9 protein-coding genes are annotated in these 18066 nt (G+C 43.1%); 4 read left to right on the forward strand and 5 right to left on the reverse strand.

All coding sequences use genetic code 11. The annotated features are described in order from the left end of the window. Window positions 1-18: 18 nt before the first annotated feature. Both GVK91_RS08650 and GVK91_RS08655 read right to left on the reverse strand, forming a co-directional pair. Window positions 19-1650, reverse strand: coding sequence for a sodium/solute symporter (locus GVK91_RS08650; protein WP_153847857.1), 1632 nt, complete (start codon window positions 1648-1650; stop codon window positions 19-21). Between the two features lie 10 nt (window positions 1651-1660). Then, window positions 1661-4630: a glycoside hydrolase family 2 TIM barrel-domain containing protein gene (locus GVK91_RS08655; protein ID WP_159727934.1), complete on the reverse strand. Its 2970-nt coding sequence runs from the start codon at window positions 4628-4630 to the stop codon at window positions 1661-1663. A gap of 216 nt (window positions 4631-4846) precedes the next feature. On the opposite strand from GVK91_RS08655, the gene GVK91_RS08660 reads away from it, so the two are divergent. The 3 genes from GVK91_RS08660 (at window position 4847) to GVK91_RS08670 (ending at window position 10866) form a co-directional block, all read left to right on the forward strand. Beyond that, on the forward strand, window positions 4847-5725 hold the full coding sequence (locus GVK91_RS08660; RefSeq protein WP_153847855.1) for an AraC family transcriptional regulator: 879 nt from the start codon (window positions 4847-4849) through the stop codon (window positions 5723-5725). Window positions 5726-6174: 449 nt separating this feature from the next. Next, a complete protein-coding gene (locus GVK91_RS08665; protein ID WP_153847854.1) occupies window positions 6175-9291 on the forward strand; it encodes a TonB-dependent receptor in 3117 nt (1038 codons plus the stop codon). A gap of 12 nt (window positions 9292-9303) precedes the next feature. Then, window positions 9304-10866 (forward strand): RagB/SusD family nutrient uptake outer membrane protein, encoded by a 1563-nt coding sequence (locus GVK91_RS08670; protein ID WP_153847853.1) that lies wholly within the window; start codon window positions 9304-9306, stop codon window positions 10864-10866. Between the two features lie 80 nt (window positions 10867-10946). Here GVK91_RS08670 and GVK91_RS08675 read toward each other — a convergent pair whose 3' ends face one another. Together GVK91_RS08675 and GVK91_RS08680 are read right to left on the reverse strand one after the other, a co-directional pair. Continuing rightward, the gene (locus GVK91_RS08675) at window positions 10947-11858 is read right to left on the reverse strand and encodes a S9 family peptidase (protein WP_235032822.1); all 912 of its coding nucleotides are present in this window, start codon (window positions 11856-11858) and stop codon (window positions 10947-10949) included. A gap of 46 nt (window positions 11859-11904) precedes the next feature. Further along, entirely contained in the window at window positions 11905-14811 is a 2907-nt protein-coding gene (locus tag GVK91_RS08680) for a glycoside hydrolase family 2 TIM barrel-domain containing protein (protein ID WP_200845573.1), read from the reverse strand. A 295-nt stretch (window positions 14812-15106) separates the two neighbouring features. Between GVK91_RS08680 and GVK91_RS08685 the strand changes: the two genes are divergently transcribed. After that, window positions 15107-15472, forward strand: coding sequence for a lipocalin family protein (locus GVK91_RS08685; RefSeq protein ID WP_153847852.1), 366 nt, complete (start codon window positions 15107-15109; stop codon window positions 15470-15472). A gap of 186 nt (window positions 15473-15658) precedes the next feature. Here the strand turns inward: GVK91_RS08685 and GVK91_RS08690 are convergent, their stop codons facing one another. Next, on the reverse strand, window positions 15659-17908 hold the full coding sequence (locus GVK91_RS08690; RefSeq protein ID WP_153847851.1) for an alpha-L-fucosidase: 2250 nt from the start codon (window positions 17906-17908) through the stop codon (window positions 15659-15661). Window positions 17909-18066 lie beyond the last annotated feature (158 nt).

The following is an 18066-nucleotide window of genomic DNA, read 5'->3' on the forward strand; positions in this document are numbered from 1 at the left end:
TATATCAATTAAATCATGTTACCATAAAAAGACATACAGGGCTACCAATATCCCTAGGATGAATAAACTCACTAATTTGAAACCACTGGAGGTCACAAAAAGATTTCTATTCACGATTACTGTATCATTACGATAGTTTCGATTGCCCAGCAGGCTGACCAATACCATCGTTGCTACCGTACATATAAACACCACAAGAATGCGATTCATAAAGGGGCTTTGATCTAACCAGAAATTTTTAAAGAGCAAAGAATAGGCAAATGTAGAGATGGCACCAGCAAATGCTGCGTTAGGTGTTGTCCACGTAGTAAAGATACCCATCAGAAAAATCGCCAATACTCCTGGTGTGATAAAACCTGTAAATTCCTGAATAAACTGAAAGCCCTGATCCAGATGCTGCAATAGCGGAGCCAAGGAAGCACCAATGACCAAGGCGATCAGTACAGTTACTTTGCCCAGCTTCACCAACGCTGTATCGCTCACGGCATCGCCTTTTATATTCTTATAAATATCCAAAGACACGATGGTTGCTATACTATTGACCTTTCCAGCCAGTGAGGCCACGATAGCAGCCGTTAAAGCTGCAAAAGCCAATCCTTTAAATCCCGTCGGTAAAATCGAGAGTAGCAGCGGATAAGCTTTATCGGGCTTCACGGTACTACCTTCAAGCATCCCTTGTGCAAAACTGAGATTCGAACCTTCTTTATATAAATAGTAAGCAGCAATGCCGGGCAACACCACAATCAAGGGCATAAACAGCTTCATAACGGCTGCAAACAACATCCCATTTTGGGCTGTTTTTAGATTTTTGGCTCCAAGTGCACGCTGGGTAATATATTGATTGCATCCCCAATACGATAGATTGATCACCCACATACCGCCCAATAGAACCGACCATCCGGGCAGATCCATATAAGCATCGGTACCATCGGGTTTTATCAGCTGTCCTTTTTCGATAAAAAGATGAAAATGCTGTGGCACTTCCGTTTTCAAGATAAGGAGTCCATCTAGCCAATGTCCCATGCCCTTTGTATGCGCCACGAGATCGAGGGCGATATAAGTCGTCGTGAGCCCGCCTATAATCAACAAGACCACCTGGATTACGTCGGTGTAGCCAATCACTTTCATCCCCCCTAAGGCGATAATCAAGGCCAATGCCGCCAACAACCAAACCGCTAAAACCATGGGAATCCCCGCAATCGACTGAATGGCCAAACCACCCAGATAAAGTATCGAGGTCAAATTGACAAACACATAGACCAAAACCCAGAATACCGCCATCACCATACTCACCCGCGGATCGAAACGCTTGCGCAGAAACCCAGGCATGGTAAAAATCTTATTCTTCAGATAAATGGGTAAAAACACCACCGCCACAATAATTAGTCCGATAGCAGCCATCCATTCATAGGATGCAATGGCCAGCCCCAGTGCAAAACCCGACCCCGACATCCCTATAAATTGCTCGGCAGAGATATTCGAAGCAATAATAGAAGCCCCAATGGCCCACCAGCTTAAGGAACCTTCCGCCAGAAAATAGTCATGCGTTAGTGAACCGGAACTGTGTTTGCGTCGATAAATGTAATAGCCATAACCACCGACAACAATAAAATACAGCAGATAAATGATTTGATCAATCCAAGCCAACATAGCGATATCATTAGAATTTTAATGTGATAGATCCCTGACAGGGTGAAGCTTCCAAGGTCTTACAATAATTGCCCCAGGCAATTTCAGGATAATCCCATTTGTTGTTTACATACAAAACCAGTTGCTCATTTTCCAGGCGATCCATACGACAAGCATTGTCTGCTTGCTGTGAAACCACATGCATCAGATTCTTTGTGCCACTGCCCAAAGAGTAATAGTATATATTCTCTTTCATTCCCTTCGCCTGCTGTGTTAGTGGATGCTTACTACGCGCTCCTTTATCGGCCCAATAGTAATAGTTGTGCGTATCCATATACCACGACTGTTTAGGCTCCTGACCGTACGGCGTCTTATCTACATAAGACAAGCTTGCTGTTCCTTCATTACCCGCAAATGATTCTTGGGGATAATCGTTCCAATAACCATTTCTGCTCCAGGTAATACGATCAAGTTCATTGCTGAGATAATACTTTAGCCCAATTTCACGCAGGTAGCCATTGGGTTCACCCTGGGTATGATATAACGTCTTCATTTCTCCTTTACCATCGATAGTCAGATCAAACTGAATGGATAAACTGCCATTTTTTCCCACAATCGATACCAGGGCCAAATTGTCTTTGATGCGTACATCCAATTTGTTCAATTGCCAATTTTTATCTTCGAGCAGGTATTTGCTTGCACTTTTGCGTACTTCTGCACCAGTCAGATGGTTGAGGTTGATGTCCATATTTAAGAAAGGACCTTTTTGGATCACCACTTTACCATCGATCAGCGCGTTTTCGATCAAGCCTGTTGTTTTTGAAATCGGAAAGGTGAAATTCCTTCCCCTGATCAGGTAACGATTAGGCTCTTCAACAAGCTGGATTCCTCCATTTTGAGTCGATTCAGGTATTCTGACCTTATGCTCACCCAAGAAATAACGATAGCTATCCAGCAGCATCCCCCTGCTATCCACAAAGCGCAAAGCCAGTTGCCCGCCCTGTTGCCAGGCTAAACCGGGTAGTTGAATATATCCTTTCTGATGCGGTGCGATATCGGGTAATCCTAAGGTATAGGTATTCCCGTCATACGTGTATTGCAGTTTAATTTCCTGGAGCGAAGTATGATCAAATCGATTGTATACCGGGATCGTCAGCGGCTGAAAGCAGGCAAAATCAGGTATAATCTTTCCTTTCAACGTGACCAATACAGGAGACTGCGCTTTTTTTGTTGACCAAAATTCAGGTTTCTTGCGCCGCCAAACATCGACGATCCCCCACTCACCGTAGCCTACCGCCTGCCCCTGAAAATCTTCGGGTTTGGCGGTATGAGCAAATTCCTTCCAAAAAGCAGTTCCTTTTTTGAGCTGTTGTGGAATCATAAATACTTCGTCCACATAGCCCCATATTGCACCACCAAGGCCGCCTTGCTTTGGAAACAATCCACCCCACATCATGTCCATGGAGATTCCCCAAAATTCACGGATATTCGGATCATCCTGTAAAGTTTTATAGGTATAACAGGCCGGATGAGCCCATTCATCAAATAAAGCGGGGATGCCATGGCCCTCAAAGTTACGCGTGGTCTTACCATACTGTGTCAAGTTACCATACACGTCCTGATAGTGCATACTCAGGATTTCATAAATCTTAGGTTCGGTGGTTTGCGAACCCGGATAACTCCAGATAATAGGTCTTGTCGGATCTGCACGCTTCACAAAGTCATGACTTTGCTTAAAGTTGTCGCCATAGATCGACTCATTACCGATGGACCAGAAAAGTACAGCCGGATGGCTTTTAAAGGTATTGACCATCTCGCGCGATTGGCTCAGGTATTGGTCCGTCTTTTTCGGATCATTTTGTGAAGCGCCAGGCGCATAATTTTTTTGCCTGTACGTATCCACAAAACAGATTGCGGTCTCCACTTCAACATAGATACCATATTTATTACAATATTCGACAAAACGCTCCGTCGGCGGATAATGCGAAGTACGAATGAAATTGATATTTGCTTCTTTAAACAATTGGACATCCAGGCTATCGTAATAGGCCGAAGCACTGCGTCCTAAGGTCGGGTGCATATCGTGTCGATTAGCGCCACGTAGCTTGACAGGTTTGCCGTTTACCATCAGCTGGTCTTTCACCACTTTTACTTCACGGAAACCGACCGATTTATGAAAGGCATACGTAGCCTTCCCCTGCTCTTTCACTTCCACATCCAATCGATAAAGATTGGGATGTTCGGCATCCCATTTTAGCGGTGCGGCAACACGGAATACGTGGCTGTTAGCACCATCTAAAATTGGTTTTTCAGGATTATCCAAGACAATACTTTTGTCGTTCGGATCAGTCAATGTATACGTAATCGTAGCTCCTTTGGCCATAAAACCGCCAAAATCCAATTTTAGCTGAGCGTCTGTATAAGACGCATCAAAGGCCGTTTCGAGATTAAAGTCGGTCAGCGGATGTGCAGCTGTTGCAAATAAGGTGACATCCCGCAAGATTCCACCTATCGGATGATGCGCATAGCCCGATGCGTACGAAATATCATCCAGCTGATCCTGTACCTCCAGTTCGATTTCATTTTGCTTTCCGAAGATCACATAGGGCGTAATATCTACTTCCCAACGCGTAAATCCACCATAATGGCTCGTGACAGCTTTACCATTGATGCTAAGTTTGGCGAAGCTATACACACCGTCAAAGCGGATGATTGTCTTTTTGCCTTTATACTGGCCAGGTACCAAAAATTTACGGCTATAAAAAAAAGAATTGTCGTGTTGAATACCATAGCCCTGCATAACCGCTTCCCCGGGAACCTGAATAGTTTCCCCGGCCGAACTACGGTCAAATTTGAAATTCCATTGGCCATTTAAGGATTGTACAGAAGCTTTCAGACCAGTCACTTTGTCCGGCAGCTGATAAGCCGCCTGTTGCGCCATTGCTAAACTTCCCATTACTCCCCACAAGGCCAACAACAACAGTTTTTTTAGTTTTTTCATATCATAATAGGTTGTAATTCCACCCGATTAAAACGCCATACTACGTTGTTACATTCTTTGTCAAAGATAGCTGCTCCCACACTTCAATACTACAACTGGTTATACAAAAACTAAAACTATTTACACCTTAATAGAAGACATTGAAATATTATTAAGTGAATATTGTTTGATATACGAGCAAATACTGTATTTTTGCAGCAACCAATGTAGCTATGTATGAACAAATTATCCAAACCTCAATTTATTGAGCTTACTCCACCCAGCGAAAAGACAATCCATGTCAAATTGGTCGATCAGGAATTTTTGAGCAATCCATTGCACTTTCATGAGCTCTGTGAACTGGTCCTGATCGTGGAAAGTTTCGGCAAGCGCATTGTAGGCAACAATGTGGCCACCTTTACAGAAGGAGACCTGGTCTTGATGGGTCCCAATATTCCCCATATCTGGCGCAACGACGATTTATTTCTGCAGCAGGACAATGATTTACGTGCACGCGCCATCGTTGTCTATTTTCCGGCCGATTTCCTACTTCGCCTGACCGACGAACATCAAACCATCCAGGCCATGCAACAATTTATCCGCAAGGCGCAACGTGGACTTCGTTTTTACGGCGAAACGCTCGATAAGGCACAGCGCTTAATGGAAAACCTCAGTGATAAAGAAGGATTTCCAAAAATCATCGAATTCCTCAACCTTATTCAGTTGTTACAGGAAACAGCTGAATTTGAAAGTTTAGCTTCCGACGGTTATCGCCCAACTTTCAGTGAGCAGGAGACCCAGCGCATCAATAAGGTTTACCTCTATGTAATGAGCAACTTTAAGGAGGAGGTTAATCTACAAGTTGCCAGCGACATGCTGAATATGACGCCCAACGCCTTCTGCCGTTTTTTTAAACGCCATACCCAAAAACCGTTTTCTCGCTTTGTCAATGAGATGCGTATCGGTCATGCCTGTAAACTGCTGATGGACCGGACACTTAGCATATCAGAAATTTGCTACGAATGTGGCTATCAGAACCTGACCAACTTCAATAAGTTTTTTAAATCCATTATGAACAAAACACCACGGGAGTTTCGTAAAGAGATGGACCTGTAAGCACACTCTAATATACTTGTTACCATAGTTTTCCTCTTCAAAATCTTCCACACCAAAGCGGTTTAGGTAAGTAGAGTAATCTAAAACACTCTCACTTACCAATCAAAAAAACATCCTTTTAAGAAAAGTCGAACTCAGAGTAGCCCGTCCAGTAAAAAGGCAGGCATATTTCTGTAAAAGTACTTTTCTATCATATTCAAACTACCAATCGACCCAAAGGAGGTAGAATAATTTCAATCTTGGATAGAATAGTTTTGGTTATCCGTCTTATGCCCGCCTAATTTTACAATACAAAATTAACGGTTTAACTATCGAAAGATAACCAAGCTAAAAACCAAAAATAAAAGCGTCACCTAATTCAAAAACCGCAACCTATTCATTTTCAAACATGAATAGGTGCATTACAGATATAACACTTACAAACGTTTTTATAAACTAAATTTTAATACATGAAAAGAAAGCTAAACGTTGACTTTCTAGGTGGCATGACCGCATTCTTACTTTTATTGGGAAACACATCCTTTACGAAAGCAAGCGCTTTGCACTACGCCTTAACAAATGCAAGCCTGGATATTCAGCATAAAACTATCTCGGGTAGAGTAGTCGATGCGGAAGGAAAGCCAATATCTGGTGTTAACATCAGTATCAAAGGAACTTCCACCGTAACAACAACGGACACCGACGGTAAGTTTACGGTAGTTGTTGCAGAGAATGGATCTTTAATAGCCAGTTCTATCGGTTTTTTACCGAAGGAAATCCTAATCACTAAAAACTCCTCCACACTTTCCATCATTTTGGAAACAGATGTGCATACATTGGAAGAAACCGTCGTTGTTGGCTTTGGGACACAAAAGAAAGCAACGCTAACAGGTTCAGTCAGTGTGATGAAAGGTGATGCTGTATCAAACAGACCCATTACCAATGCTACACAGGCGCTATCTGGGCAAGTTCCAGGGGTATGGGTAAACCAACAATCTGGTCAACCTGGTCGTGACGGTGCCAGCATTCGGGTACGTGGAATTGGCACACTAGGGACCAGTGATGCACTCGTTATCATCGATGGGATTGTAGGTTCCCTTGGAGCATTAAACCCAAATGACATCGAGTCAATATCTGTTCTGAAAGATGCTTCAGCAGCAATCTACGGTTCTAGAGCGGCAAATGGTGTCATTTTGGTACAGACCAAACGAGGAGCAAAAGGAAAGGTAAAAGTAGATTTCTCGACCTCCTATGGTAAACAGGCTGCAACAAAACTACCTGAAATGATAACCAACTCGGTAGATTACATGAATCTGTACAACCAGGCTCTTGTCAACCAGGGATCCCCTAAATTTTTTAGCGATGCCACAATAAATGAATACAAAAACGGGACAGATCCAATTATCTATCCCAATACAGATTGGCTAGACATGATTATGCGCAATGCAACTATACAAACCAATCAACTCGGTATTTCTGGTGGTGAAGGCAACACACAGTTCAATGTCTCATTAGGCTATATTAATCAAGATGGCATTGTTCAAAATGGGAATGCCAAACTGTATAATTTAAGGACCAATATTGACACTAAAATCAATGAAAGACTCGATATTGGTGTACGGTCAGGCATAAGATATCAAGATCGTAAAGAATCCTTTAACGGCTCCGGTAATCTATTTACGGAGCTTTATCGCACCTTGCCCTATTACGGCACCTATACGTCTACAGGCGAATATGCTTCTACTTGGGTAAACTCCATCAATGCACAATTCAGAAATCCGTTGGCTATGGTCAATGAAGGTAAAAATCAGAGCGCATATGGCAACATTAATACCAATGTTTTCCTGAATTACAAACTTCTTGAAGGACTTAAATTCAATGTAACAGCCGGGGTAAATTATTCGACCAACGATAATCAAACATTCGTTCCCAAGAATTTAGTTTACAATCCTAAGACCAATACAGTTACATCTACCATGAATGCATCCGGTCCCAATGCCAGCAATAGTTGGGACAAAACACTATACAAAACCTTGTTTAGTAGTCTGACTTACAACAAGACAATCGCCAAAGACCATGAGTTTACCTTAGCCGGTATCTACAGTCAGGAAGAAGAAGAATACCGCACCCTATCGGGTTCAATTATGGGCTTTGTCAATAACTCCCTTTCCGAGATAAATGCAGGTCTCACGACCCCACTGACAAATGGAACCACCTATGGCTGGGCACTACGATCCTATATTGGCCGACTTAATTACGCCTTCCGCGAAAAGTATCTCTTAGAGGGTATCGCACGCTATGATGGTTCTTCACGCTTCTCTCCAAAAAATAGATGGGGTTTCTTTCCCTCGATTTCTGTTGGCTGGCGTATTACTCAAGAGGATTTTATGAAAGATCAAACATTTTTTGATGAATTAAAGATTCGCGGTTCATGGGGCAAATCCGGGAATGACCGCATGGGATTCAACGATCAACGTGACCTTTATGCCTACATACCGACTTTGGCATTTGCCCGCTTCTATCCCATCGATGACAATATTGCGACTGGCATAGCGCAAATGTCAATTGTAGATGAAAATATTAAATGGGAAGTGGGTACAAAGAGTAATATCGGGTTTGACGCAACGGTCCTCAAGCGGAAACTCAATGTCACCTTTGATTATTTTATTGACAAACGTGAAGGGATTTTACGCCAGATTCAACTTCCAGATTTTGTCGGTATCCGCAATGCTCCTTTCCGAAATCTAGCTACTGTTAGTAATAAAGGCTGGGAGCTATCGGCAAATTATCATCAAAAAATTGGAGAACTGGATATCAATACAGGATTTAATCTAACGCATGTAAGAAATAAAATCGATTATATACCCGATCCACAAAAATCGCGAAACGCGTTGCTTCAGGGTGAACCAATCAATGCTTTTTATATGTGGAAATCGCTCGGTATATTCCAGTCCCAAAAGGAGGTGGATGAAAGTCCCAAACAGAATGCTGTGCCGACACATCCCGGAGATATCAAATTTGAAGATTTTAGTGGTCCTGAGGGAAAACCAGATGGTATTATTGATGCTTATGATAGACAAGTTGTGGGTAAACCGATCCCCACCTGGACCTACGGAGCCAATATCAATTTAGCCTATAAGGGGGTTGACCTACGCGTCAATTTACAGGGTGTCGCCGATGTCGAATCTTATGTAGGGAGTGAACTATTTTTCCCTTTCCTAAATGGGGCCGGTGTAGGCAAACAATGGGAGACAGGAAATACGTGGACGGTCGAAAACCCAAATGCAAAATTGCCTCGATTGGTACAATATAGTGCTTCAAGCAGTCAAAATTATGCAGACAATAGCTTCTGGCTTCAAGATGCCTCGTTTTTACGTGTAAAAAATATCCAAGTGGGTTATTCCCTTCCATCTCGTGTACTTTCCTCGCTCAAGGTTGCAGGCCTACGGGTATATGTTGATGCACAAAATGCCTTCACATTCACCAAATTCGAAGGCTTGGATCCAGAGCGTAATCTGACAAATTCTTCTCCTGCCCAATATCCGAATGTGAGAATCATCACCGCCGGTTTAAATTTAAAATTCTAAAAAAAGTATCTCATGACCAAAACAAAATATTTCAGCATTGGACTGGCAGCAATATCCCTGTTTGCCGTCTCTTGTCAAAAAGATTTTCTAAATAAGCTTCCACAGGACTCCGTTTCGCCGGAAGTCTTTTGGAAAACAGAGGAAGATGCCAAGGCAGCCAATATCGGTTGTTATTCGGCGCTGTGGGATGTGACTACCGAGGTGCTTCCCTATTTGGATGTATTAACGCCAAATGCTTACAGCAACTACCCTTGGGAAGGATGGAAAAATATTTCTTTAAGTGCACAAACGCCGAGTGACTTGGGTGGAATGGGCGGAATCTATACCGGCGCTTATGGCGGAATATCCGCTACAAACAACTTCTTAGCAAACATCGATAAAATTAAGATGAACGAGGAACGGAAAACTGTTATGAAAGGAGAAGCTTACTTTCTGAGAGCCTATTATTACTCGTTACTTGTCAATTATTGGGGTGGAGTTATTATGATATTGGATTCGCCCAACATCGATCAGATCAATACCAAGAAAAGTACAAAAGAGGAAGTGTACGCACAGATTGAAAAAGATCTAAATACTGCAGCTGGCATGCTTCCGGTCGAACCAGCAGAAAAAGGTCGCGTAACCAAAGGTTCAGCTTATGGATTACTGACACGTGTCAGTCTTTACCAACAAAAATGGAATGAAGCGACCAAGGCAGCATCCGAAGTAATGAAATTAGGCTACGAATTGTTTCCAAGTTACCGGGGAATCTTTTTAGAAGGTAATGAAAACAATAGCGAGGTGGTCTTTGATGTACAGTTTTTACAACCAAGATTTCCAACCAGCTGGGATGTATACTTAGGTATTTATCAGCCAACAAACGCACCAGGCTGGAGCTCAATAGAGCCTACGCAAGATCTTGTGAACGAATATGAAATGAAAGACGGGAGCAAATACAGTCCGAATAACCCGCTCGTAGATCCTAAAGATCCAAATAATAACAGGGATCCAAGACTCGACCAAACCATGTTCAGAAAAGGTGTTTTATATAATTCTGTTCCCTATCCGGTGACCGAGGATGGTTGGCCTGGGGTATATACAGGCTATAGTTATAAGAAATATACCATTTATGACAATAATACCAGTCTTTCCAATGCGATAGGAGGCACTGGTCTTTCTCAGATTAACGGTATTGTAATTCGTTATGCAGATATCCTATTAATGTATGCCGAAGCATTGAATGAACTATCAGGGCCAACCGCAGAGGTCTATAATGCGATCAACCAAGTACGTGCACGTCCATCTGTTAAAATGCCGGCACTTCCTACCGATTTGAGCAAAGAACAAATGCGTGAACGCATTAGACATGAAAGAAGAGTTGAATTTGCAGGTGAAGGACTGTACTACTCTGATGTACGCCGCTGGAAAATCGCAGAGGAAGTGCTCAACAGATCAATCGTACTAAATGGTGGGCAAACCAAAGGTGCGGTAGAAAAAAGAATATTCCGAAAAGAAAAAGATTATCTCATGCCTTTTCCGCAGAAAGATATTGATAATGCACCCAATATGAAGGATCAACAAAATCCTGGCTATTAATTTTCGAAAATACCCCTACATGGAATACACGTTTATAGAATCTATAAACGTGTTTTTTTTTGCCCATTAAATATTGGTCGCTACCTGTTGCTTGCTTTCAGTATAAAATCGATAATCGGACTTGGGTCTACCAGACAATGCGGATGATGGCCGACCTCGGGTTTATGGATGATCTCAATATGACCACCTGCGCGACGAATCTCCTCCGCAAATGGCAAGGTATTTTCGGCAATAGGCACGACATCGTCCTTATCGCCGACAACATGCAGCAATGGTATTTTGAAACCCGCAATGATTTTGGCTTTATCAATGGGTGCATCCGCAAATGCCCAAGCCTGTGTTTCGGTCAATCCATAGTCTTTCTTAAAAATCTCCCAATCCGGTTTACTTCCTTTTCCTGTAGTTTTGCCGCCGGGCCAACTTTTAAAATCCAATACGGGCGCATCGGCATAGATCACATTTACCCGATCAGGATAACGTAGGCACCAATTGTAGATATAGACACCACCCCTGCTCATTCCCTCCATAGCCGATTTTTTACTGAGCCCACCTTTCTGTAACTTTCGGTAAAATCCATCCCAGATTGTTATCGCTTCCTCATTACCAAAAAGCTCGGCGACATCACAGTATACCACATGGTAGCCGCGCTCGAGCAGGCCAATGTCTACCTGCGGTTCGTGCCCCCAAAAGCGGGCCCGCCATACCCAAGGATGCCCTACCGCTGTCACTTTTGGACGGATAATCTTGGCCTCACGTCCCTGAAATAAAAAACTATAGCCCTCAAAACCGTGGAAATCTAAGTTTGAGGCACCCAATTTCATATTTTGGGCCAGGTTGAAATCGCCCACTCCATTTTTCCCTAAGGTGATCCCGTCGGTACTCGATTTTCGCTGCCCTATACTTTGCCCTGCAATAGTCAACAATAAGACAAATAAGCCGTACTGTAGGGTACGGCTTAGGTAAGAAATTTTATATTTCACTGCTTTTTTCATGCTTGTTTTAGGTTCCTAAAAAGTTCAATACCATTGATTCCTAAATTTAATTAAAATTGAGCGTTATCGATCCACTCACCTGATCATTTCTTTTAAGCGGCCTATAATCCAATTCGGCATGCGAACTCAAAAACCCTTCTCTACCGGCGTTAATATAATCAGCGACCAGGAGTTTATTGGCGTCGGTATGGACATCCCGCCATGTCCGGAGATGTTGCTGCCCATTACTTAAAACATTGATTTTTCGTCCATCGCCCGCAACTAAGCTTGCAGATCTGATATTTTGTTTGGTTGCCCTGAACAGATTTGTCCCGGCCGTGGTCTGATCTTCGGACCAGTCCCAAGTTGGTTTTTCGGAAGGTCCTGCCGAAACAGAAATCGGCCGCTGCGGATTGAAAGCCTTTGCCCTTCCTTGCAAGGCACCCAGATGCTGCTGCGGATAATAGCTCCAATAGCCCACACGATCCCAGCTAAGTTCATCCAATTCTTTTGGAATGTCAAAGACCAGTCCGATCTGTCTTGGGCTGACATCCTGTAGCAATTTAAAATTATAGGTAACAGTGAAGGTACCATCATTGGAAACAGTATAGTTCAATTTCCCTTCGGCCTGGGCATAAGTGCCAGTCACTTCAATCACGACCTTATCTGCAGAAGATTCTTTCAGCAGAATGGATTGAGCTACCCAGTTTGAGCAAAGGGGATTGTAAGGCTCAAAATTCTGATCGTCACCCAACATCTGAATGCCACGACCTTCCGAGTTGAGTGGAAGCAACATCAAATTGGCCCCCGACTGGATAAGCGTTGTTCCCTTAGCATTTGACACCGTAACTTTACCGTTCGACTTATCAAAGACAAAGCTGTTTTGTTTGGTAGACACCGTAATATTAGCTGTAGATGCTTTGGTCACTAACGTAGTCTTTAGCGATTTGTGTACCTGTAAGGCTTGAGGTTTTACGGTAAACAGATATTCATCGACCACAAAACCTAATGGCGAAATGACCTTCATATACAACTGACTATTTGGTTCGTCGATGCCATGGAGGTCGAGTTCGAAAGCACCCGTTTTACGCGGTTCGATTTGCGTCTGCGCAGTGCCCTCCCTATCACCCCATTTCCATACGATCTGACAGGCCGCTGTATTTGTAAAATTATACCTGTTTTCTAGCTCAAATTTCAGTTTCCCGTGGGCATCATGGTTTGCTACCTGGGTTATACGGACAGTGCTATAGGCCTTTTTCACATTCCAATATTCGGGTTTCTCGCGGCGCCAGCCATCCAGTGGCCCCCAGGTACCATAGCCGACCACTTTATGGTCCGGTAAGAAAAACGTATCATCTATCCCCGCCCATATCGCACCACCCAGCACTGCTTTACTGTTGTACATAGCGGTCCACATCCGATCCAAAAGCGGGCCCCACATATCGCGGATGCCAGGGTCGGCAGAAAGCTCAAAGCGGTTGTAAGAATTGACATGGATATATTCATCAAAGGTAATTGGTCTTTTGAGATCCCGGTATTTATCGGGGCCTGTCGGTCCGGGATAATGGTGGTTGGTAATTTCCAGTTCACCATCATCCGCATCAGGTCCCCATTGGCTGAAAATACGTGGCCGCGTGGGATCCATCTGTTTGACCACCTGGCCCGCCCGTTTAAAATACTCTTTGTATTTGAGTGATTCATTTCCGAGCGACCAGATAATCACCGAAGGATGGCTTTTATCCCGATTGACCATTTCAACATGCTGATTAACCAACAGCGCTTCCATTTTATCGGCCGGTACCTCGGTCTGATGGGCCCAGCAGAAAGGGGCTTCCACTTCGACAAACATCCCCAGTTCATCGCAAGCATCCAAAAAACGCTCATCGGGCGGATAGTGTGAGGTACGGATATAATTAACATTTGCGGCACGGAATAATTCGACATCCTTTTTCCAGATATCGTCCGTCAACGACCGGCCACGGAGTGGCATCACCTCATGGCGGTTGACGCCATGCAATTTGACCGCTTTGCCATTGACCAAGAGCTGGCTACCCTCCACTTTCAGTTCACGGAAACCGATTTTTCGGATTGTACGATGCAGCAACTTGTCGCCATCCATCAATTCGGCCTGCAGGGTATACAGGTAAGGATCTTCCGAGGTCCATTGCTTTGGCTGATTGACCGGTATAGCAAATTTGAAACTTTTGCTTTCTTTGAGCGACAAAGGGTCGATTGTTTGTATTTCATTTCCGATCGGTACGACCTGGGTATCTTTATTCCATAGCGTAAATTTTACGCGGAGATTTTGTTGTTTTTGATTCGACTGATTGGCTACTTCGAGTTCTGTATGCAGTATTGCATTACGAAAGGCCTCATCAAAATCAGTTGATACATGAAAGGAAGATATATTGGTCGATGCCACTGCAAATACGAATATATCACGGCTGATTCCACCTAGATTATGGGCTGCATATTTGGATGCACTGGCCAAAGAATCCGCCAAAGTCTCGCTTCGTACCGCTATGGCGATATCATTGGCCCTATCCCAGTGGACAAGATCTGAGATATCAAATTCAAAAGGCGTAAAACCACCAAGATGGTACCCCACCCGCTTTCCGTTCACATAAATCGTACTTTCGCTAAACACGCCATTGCATCTTATTTTGATACGTTTACCGCGGTAGCTCTCCGGAAGCGTAAATGTACGCGCATAACCGGCCGGTTGCCCCGCTGGAACCTGCTTCCCCTGCATAATCCATTGTCCAGGGACCTGTATATTTTGAGTGTTGCGACGGTTGAGGTTTGTCCAGAAGTCTGGTTTAGGGGATGCATCAAAATTCCAGCTTCCATTGAGATCAACTTTAGTTTGGATGATATCTTTGGGTAAAGCTGTCAGTGTCGGAATGCTGTAATCCTGCCCTCGCGATAGGAAGCAATTGAAGATCAAGACCAGCACGATAAATGGTACTTTCATCAGGTTCATTTTTGAAAATAAAATCATAAAAATCGAAGGTATAAGAAATACCCTTCAAAAAATTAAACTATACACACCGTTCGCACAACTATTTATACCGAATCCCTCCCATTTATACCCAATCCTTTCCCGTTTATACCGAATTCCTTCACACATTATTTGCTATTGAAAAAACGGAGGGGATTTATGAAGATAGATTTATCCTAAATTTAATTTTAATAAGACAAACAGTACTCCAATATGCGCTGATATTTCCTAAATTTAAGCTATACGTTACAACACAATCAAACACAACATGAAAACATTCGTAACACTTATTTTGGTCCTCTGTTCCTTTGTAGGTTATAGCCAGGCATCCAAAGACCTTATTGGCAAATGGCAGCTGGTCAAGATTACAAAAAACGGAGCTGAAAAATCCATTAAGGAGCAGTTCAAATCAGATCAGGTCTATCAGGTTTTTGAAGAAGACGGAAAATTTGAAGGTATTATTGCCGAAGAAAGCATTAACGGAAAATGGAAGCTTTCAAAGGACGATAAGATATTGACTGTGACAGTCAAACTGATCCCTGTCAAATTTAATTTAGAGTACATTGATGCGACCAAACGTATCATTTATCATAAACAATTGGGCACCCTCGAATACAAAAAAGTGCAAGAATAACAGCGTAAAATAATTCCTATTGGAAGCAATGAATTATAAAGCCCGGCATGGATCTCCATCGCCGGGCTTTTGTCTGCTTTATCCTGAGCAATCATCCATTCAGCTACAGCTGTCAGGGTATGATGGCTATTTTTTGGTACCATAAATCAACACCTAGCTCTAGTTATAAGGCAATTGAATCGACCATTATGGCGTAAAAAAATCAAGCTCTGCTATGGCCAGTGACTGCGATTTCCCGGCAATTACTGTCGATTCTACCTTTATAAAACGTGCTTTTTTAGCATTTTTTAAGTGATAGGTGCGTGTCGAGGGATCATTAATTAAATTGCCAAACTCAAAGCTGCCTGCATCTTCCCAATGCGTGCCATCCAGACTTACAGAAAGCTTACCTGACTGCATCATGCCTTCCGCATTTTTACGCTGTGGAGTGTAGCTGAATGTGGCAATTGAATACTCGGTTCCTAGATCGACAACCAGCTCCTGCACCGGGCCAGTTGCTTTCGATTGCCAGTATGAATCAACGCGCTCGTCAAAAGCTTCACGCCCATTCTTTCCATCTAAGGAGCTGCTTGCAGCAACTAGATTCCAGCGTTGTTTAGGAATTCCCATTTCTTTCTGTGTTATGGCACCTTTAGCGCCATCCTTGTCAATTGCGATCGCTTTAACGAGTTTACCTTTACTTTCAAATGCACCACTGTATTTTAGAGACGCAGCGGAAGGCGTTGTACCATCTTCGGTATAATAGATTTCAAAAGCGTTATTGAGATTTTTGAGAATATCCTCATGGTGTGGTTTCCAACCAAATTCGCTTTTTGCGGGATAAATGCTGACTTTACCTTCTGTATCCCGAGCGATATCCAATTGCGGTGGTCGTGTTGGAACATAGTAGGCACCGAGACTAGCCAGCACCGGTGTTGCACGACTAGCCAATACGCGTAATCGAATGCGGTCTGTTTCTTTTGCCGGAAAGCGCAAAATGCGTTTGTACCCTACATTGGTAGCTGTCGCCACCTGATGCCATTTTCCGCCTTGCCAGATGTCAAGCGCATGCTGTTCAATACGTTCACCGTTGCTGTGCACCGCCTCCTGAATCACCAAGCGATTCAATTTAACTGGATGTGGCAAAGAGACGATCAGTTCACCTGTCTCGGCAGGAAATGTCTTATTCGTTTTATCATTATTGTCTAACAAGGATTTGTCCAGATTACTTCCGGTCAGCAAATTGTTTTTATAGCCCAATTCAATACGTTCGCCTACAGCGTGTAGCACGTTTACATCTTCATCAGAGAAGCGCCCCTCTCGGTTGGGCGGAATATTTAAAAGGAATGTTGAATTACCACCAACAGCACGTTCGTAAATATCGAATACGTCGTCCGCCGATCGCACTTTTTGATACACGTCATCGCGGTAAAACCAGCCCTCCCGTATAGATGTATTGGTTTCGGCCTGCTGGTAATGGAGAAATTTTGCGCTATACAACTTTTCCCTGCTGCCCAGATCCTCATCCGTCAGATCTCGAAAACCCTCCATCTGAACAGGATCTGCATAAAATGGAATCACATTCCACTCTGTACTGCGGGTCTTACCGGCCTCATTACCACACCAGCGAATATCTTCCTTACCAAAAATAACCGCTTTCGGCGCCAAATTGGAAATTAAATCCCGCCAGGCGGCATAGTTATATTTCTGTCCACCTTTTGTTTTTGGATGCGCGCCATCAAACCACACCTCATGGATAGGGCCATATTCTGTCAGTAATTCAAAAAGCTGATTCAGAAAATAGGCATTATAATCGTCTACTTTATAGCGGAAAGTTCGCTTATCCTTAAAGGGCCTTCCCGACGCCTTTTCCGGTATAGTTCGCTCCGTATAAACACTTTGATTCCCATAGATTCCTTTCTCATTTTCAATCTGATAAAGATCCGCCGGAGAAAGATAAACCCCCAATTTGAGCCCATATTTTTTACAGGATTGTGAAAGATCTCTTAAAATATCGCCCTGTCCCTGCTGAAATCCCGTCGACATTATACCATGCTTTGTATAGCGACTTTGCCAAAGAACGAAGCCATCATGATGTTTGGCCGTAAAGATCACCTTCTTCATCCCGGCAGATTTCATCGCAGCACACCATTGGTCGGTATCGAGATTTTTTAGGTCAAATATTTTTGGATCTTCTGTTCCGCTGCCCCATTCCATTTTGGTGAATGTATTGGGGCCAAAGTGAATAAATGCAATGAATTCATCCTTTAAGGCCTCATACTGCTTGTCCGTCGGTATAATATGGACTGCCTTGGCAATAATGTCTTTCTTACTATCCTTTGCTTCGATAGCGTAGGTGTTTTTAAATACCAATGCATCGGAGTTCATTTGTTTCTGCGCATAGATAGGTGTAAAAAAACTACTTACACATAGCGCAAACATCAATTTCCTTTTCATAATTCGTTATTTATTCTAAAAAGCTCGCTTTAAACTGGGCAAATATCTTTCGGAAACCAATAGATCAAAACAGACCAATTTCGCAAAAAATAGCAGGTGTTTAATTTAAGTAAACTTTTGTTTACATACATACAGATTTTGTAAAAATACAAGAATTA

The organism is Sphingobacterium sp. 18053 (assembly GCF_902706145.1).
Taxonomy (GTDB): domain Bacteria; phylum Bacteroidota; class Bacteroidia; order Sphingobacteriales; family Sphingobacteriaceae; genus Sphingobacterium; species Sphingobacterium paramultivorum.

What these genes read in the sequence shown, in the direction of transcription:
- GVK91_RS08655 (WP_159727934.1), bottom strand. Translation starts at nt 4,630, where the DNA reads ATGAAAAAACTAAAAAAACTGTTGTTGTTGGCCTTGTGGGGAGTAATG.
- GVK91_RS08680 (WP_200845573.1), bottom strand. Translation starts at nt 14,811, where the DNA reads ATGAAAGTACCATTTATCGTGCTGGTCTTGATCTTCAATTGCTTCCTA.
- GVK91_RS08660 (WP_153847855.1), top strand. Translation starts at nt 4,847, where the DNA reads ATGAACAAATTATCCAAACCTCAATTTATTGAGCTTACTCCACCCAGC.
- GVK91_RS08675 (WP_235032822.1), bottom strand. Translation starts at nt 11,858, where the DNA reads ATGAAAAAAGCAGTGAAATATAAAATTTCTTACCTAAGCCGTACCCTA.
- GVK91_RS08670 (WP_153847853.1), top strand. Translation starts at nt 9,304, where the DNA reads ATGACCAAAACAAAATATTTCAGCATTGGACTGGCAGCAATATCCCTG.
- GVK91_RS08650 (WP_153847857.1), bottom strand. Translation starts at nt 1,650, where the DNA reads ATGTTGGCTTGGATTGATCAAATCATTTATCTGCTGTATTTTATTGTT.
- GVK91_RS08685 (WP_153847852.1), top strand. Translation starts at nt 15,107, where the DNA reads ATGAAAACATTCGTAACACTTATTTTGGTCCTCTGTTCCTTTGTAGGT.
- GVK91_RS08690 (WP_153847851.1), bottom strand. Translation starts at nt 17,908, where the DNA reads ATGAAAAGGAAATTGATGTTTGCGCTATGTGTAAGTAGTTTTTTTACA.
- GVK91_RS08665 (WP_153847854.1), top strand. Translation starts at nt 6,175, where the DNA reads ATGAAAAGAAAGCTAAACGTTGACTTTCTAGGTGGCATGACCGCATTC.